General features: G+C 66.0%; 4 protein-coding genes and 1 pseudogene. All 5 read right to left on the reverse strand.

Annotated elements, in window-relative coordinates:
- Positions 1–415 (reverse strand): annotated as a pseudogene (locus ACIRA7_RS15355) (EscN/YscN/HrcN family type III secretion system ATPase); the annotation flags it as partial.
- Positions 412–1,035, reverse strand: a complete 624-nt coding sequence (locus tag ACIRA7_RS15360) for a FliH/SctL family protein (protein WP_396221717.1) — start codon at positions 1,033–1,035, stop codon at positions 412–414. The gene ACIRA7_RS15360 and the pseudogene ACIRA7_RS15355, both read right to left, overlap by 4 nt.
- A 10-nt stretch (positions 1,036–1,045) precedes the next feature.
- Positions 1,046–2,077, reverse strand: a complete 1,032-nt coding sequence (gene fliG / locus ACIRA7_RS15365; RefSeq protein ID WP_396221718.1) for a flagellar motor switch protein FliG — start codon at positions 2,075–2,077, stop codon at positions 1,046–1,048.
- 8 nt (positions 2,078–2,085) lie between these two features.
- A complete protein-coding gene (fliF, locus tag ACIRA7_RS15370; protein WP_396221719.1) occupies positions 2,086–3,669 on the reverse strand; it encodes a flagellar basal-body MS-ring/collar protein FliF in 1,584 nt (527 codons plus the stop codon).
- Between the two features lie 13 nt (positions 3,670–3,682).
- Positions 3,683–4,095 (reverse strand): flagellar hook-basal body complex protein FliE (gene fliE / locus ACIRA7_RS15375; protein WP_396221720.1); only part of this gene is annotated, 413 nt, incomplete at its 5' end.

Below are 4,095 nucleotides of genomic sequence, written 5' to 3' on the forward strand. Positions count from 1 at the left end.
GCACGCGATCCACGGTGTCGAGCTTGCCCTTGCCGTCGATCGGATGTCCAAGGCCGTTCAGCACGCGGCCCAGCAGAGCGGGGCCGACATCGACGCCGAAGGTGCGGCCGAGCGGCTGCACGATGGCACCGGCATGGAGGCCATCGAGCTCGCCGAGCGGCATCAGGAGCACGCTGCGCTCGTTGAACCCGACGACTTCGGCCAGCACCGACCGTTCACGCGAGTGGCTCGTGATCCGGCACAGGGAACCGAGTCCGACATCCAGGCCGGTGGCTTCCACCACGAGACCGACTACGCGGGTCACGCGACCGTACGACCCGAAGCGCTCGCTGTGCGCGAGACGGTCCGCCATCGTGTCGAGGATCGGACCGTCGCCGTAGGTGAACGGGGTGTCGGTACGGGGCGACGTGATCACGCCTGCACCCCACCCATGCTGCGATACGCGCGCTCGAGCGCCGTATCGACTCGACCGTCGATGATGCGCTCACGTCCTTCCATGAGACATCCGCCGCGCAGAACGGCGGCGTCGCTGATCCAGCGGATTTCGCGACGGCCGGCGTCGTCGATCGACGCGCGGCAGGTCTGAAAATCCTCCGGGTTGATGCGGATCGTGATCTCTTGATCGAGCGGATACTGGGCCATGGCGCTCGCCACCAGATCCCGCACGAACGACGGGTCGGCGCTCACTTCGCGCTGCAGGATGTGGCGCGCCACCATCACCGCGAGGGCGGCGATGTTCTCTTCGGCATTGCCGACCCAGCGCGCCTCGTGCCGCCGGACGTTGTCGAGCGCGTCGGACAGCAATGCCATCGCCGATCCGATTTCTTCGTCCCCCTCGGCGCGGGCCGCGGCTTCGCCATCGGCCCGGCCGCGGCTGTAGGCCGCCGCCTCGGCGCGTGCCAGCTCGATCGCGAGGCGCGCCTCGACGTCCGCGTCCCTCCCGCCCGACGAGCGGGACCGCGAGTCGCCGGGGCTGAATGCGTCGAACCCGTCGGCCGGCGCGAACTCGTCGAGAGACCAGGCAGTAGCTCGCATTGGTCGGTCCTCAGACGATGACATCGTCGGATCCCGCGCTCAACACGATCTCGCCGCTCTCCTCGAGGGCACGGACCTTGGACACGATGTCCGTCTGCGCCGCTTCCACGTCGCGCATCTTGACCGGGCCGAGGAACTCCATCGCTTCCTTGAGGCCGGCAACGGCGCGCTGCGACATCGTCTGCATGATCTTGTTCTTGAGTTCCGGGCTCGTGGTCTTGAGCGCCAGCGTGAGCTGCTTGATGTCCACTTCGCGCAGCAGGCGCTGCAGCGACTTGTCGTCGAGCGTGATGAGATCTTCGAACACGAACATGAGGTTCCGGATCTGATCGCTGAGGTTCGCGTCCCGTTCCGTCACGAGGTCCAGCACTTCCTTCTCGAGCGACGTGCTGACCAGGTTGAGGACCGCGGCCACGGCCGCCGGACCGCCAACAGTGGACATGCCCGAGAAGGCGAGGTCCGCCTCGCTCACGATCGCGCGTTCGACCAGGGAAATCATCTCCGGCGACACCTTCTCCATCTTGGCGATGCGGAACATCACTTCGCCGCCCAACGCGGGATCCAACTCGCGCAGAATGGACGCCACGTGCCCCGCCTCGAGGTGCGCGAGAATCAGGGCGATCGTCTGCGGGTGTTCACCGCGCAACGTGTTGCCGATCTGTTGCGGGTCGGCGCGACGCAAGCGACCAAACCGATCGCCGTGCGCAATCTGTCCCTGAATCTTCTTGAGAATCTGCGCCGCTTTCTCAGGACCGAACGCGGCTTCGAGCACGTCCTTCGCGAATTCCACGCCGCCGTCGCTGAGCGAACCCATGCCGACGGTGAGCTCCAGCCATTCATTGAGCACGCTCTGAATCGTTTCCGGGGGCACACGATCGAGCTGTGCCATCTCCAGGGCCACGGTTTCCGCCTCTTCGGAGTACAGACCGGCCGTGATCTTGGCGGCGTGCTCCCAGCCAATCGCCATGCAGACGATCGCCGCCTTCTGGCGACCGTTGAGGCGCTCGGGGGCGTACTTGTCAGACGTCGCGAGTGCAGTCATCGGGGCGCCTACGAGCGAAGCCAGGTGCGCACGACACGGACGGCAGCGTCAGGACGCTGCTCCACGGTCGCAATGGCCTGCTCACGTTCCGGGGTGGTCGCCTGAGGTGGGAGGCGAATCGGGCGCTTGGGGAGCTCGACCATGTCCTCTTCGTACGGCGTCGTCTCCTGCATGGCCGACTGCATCGCCGAGCTGGCGGGCAGTTGCGGATACTCATTCGGCGGCAGCAGGTTCGGCTGGTCACCGGCCGTTCGCTGCGATTTCTTGGGCTTGAGAGCGCTCACACTCACCACCGCAATGACCAGCAGCACCACCAGCGCGGCGATCGCGACGATGGGCTTGGGGTTGGCCTGGAGCTTGGAGAGCATGTCCGCCGGCGGCAGCACGCTGTCGCGCGCGATGACCGGCGGTGCCGGCATATCGAACGGCGCACTCACCACGGAGATCATGTCGCCGCGCGTGGAATCCACGCCGAGTGCGTTGCGCACCAGCGTTTCGATGCGGGCGATCTCTTCGGTGGTGCGGGCCGTGATGATCGGCGCCGGTGCCGCTTGCTGTGTGGTGTCGGGCGCCGGCATCGTGACTTTGTCGGCCACCAGCACCGCCACCGTCAGCTTCTTCACATTGCCGATCGCGCCGCTGAAGCTCTCCACGCTCTTGGTGTTCTCGTACGACGTGGCCGTCGTGCTGGAGCCGGCACCCTGCGTCGGAGTGCTTGGCGTGACTTCCGCCTTCTGCTCGGTGGCCAGCGCCTGGCGCTCCGGATCGACTGCCTGAACCGTGCGCTCGACCTTGTCGAAGTTGATCGACGCAGCGACCTGCACGCGGGCGTTGCCCGAGCCAACCAGACTGTTCAGGAGCTTGTCGGCCTTCTGCTCCATATACGTTTCGACTTCGCGCTGCACCGCCAGCTGCCGGCTCGACAAGCCAGCGACCGAGCTTTCGTCCTCGAACGTGAGCGCCTGGCCGCGTTCATCGACGATGGTGACATGCTCGGGGTCGAGACCGCCGACGCTGTTGGCCACCATGCTCGCGATGCCGTGCACCGTTTCGGCGCGCGGCGTCTCGCCACCCGCCATCTTGAGCGTCACCGACGCCTTCGATGGCCGCTCACTCTCTTTGAACATCTGCGCGTCTTCGAGCGCGAGGTGCACCTGCACCATCTCGACGTTCTTCAGTTTGCCGATCGTGCGCTCGAGTTCTCCCTCCAGCGCCCGGCGATAGTTCACCTTCTGCGTGAAGTCCGTCATGCCCCACGACGGCTTGTCGAACAGTTCGAGGCCAGGGCGCCCGCCGGTCGGCATCGCCTCGGCAGCCAGATTCACGCGGGCGCGCGCCAAGTCGGCGCTGGGCACCATGATCGTGGAGCCGGTGCGATCGAGTTCGTAGGTGATGCCCGTTTCGGTGAGCTTGTCGGTCATCGCCTTCACGTTCTCGACCGGGATGTCGGCGTAGAGCGGCACCATCGTGGGCTGCGTAGCCCAACGTGACACACCGAACACGAGCGCCGTGGCGATGACGCCGACCGCGATGATCGCGATCTGCCGTCCGGCGCCCGCGCGTCCGAAGAGAGATTCCATCAGGGAGTTCATGACTGTCGCTTACTCAGGACTGCATGGCGATGACGGACCGATAGGCCTCGACCATCTTGTTGCGCAGCTCGATCATCATGTCGAGCGCGAGACCCGCTTCTTCGCTGGCGGCCATCACCTGGTGCAGTTCGACGTTCTCGCCGGCCGCGAAGCGCTTCGTGAGGTCGCCCGAGCGATCGCGCGCGGCGGAGACTTCGTTGATGGCCTTGGTGAGCGTATTGCCGAACGAGTGCTCGCCTTCACCGATGACCGGCACTTGCTTGGCGAGGCCGGTGTCGCGTCCGCCGAACTCGGGCAGAGCCCGTGTGATGAGATCGATTCGATTCTGCATGATGCTCAGTCGGTGGGAGTCGAGAATCAGGCGCGGACGTCGAGCCGGATCCCGCGCGCCGTGGGCGGCGCAGGATGCGTGACGGCCTTGATGCG

It is taken from the genome of Gemmatimonas sp., assembly GCF_044376735.1.
Taxonomy (GTDB): Bacteria; Gemmatimonadota; Gemmatimonadetes; order Gemmatimonadales; family Gemmatimonadaceae; genus Gemmatimonas.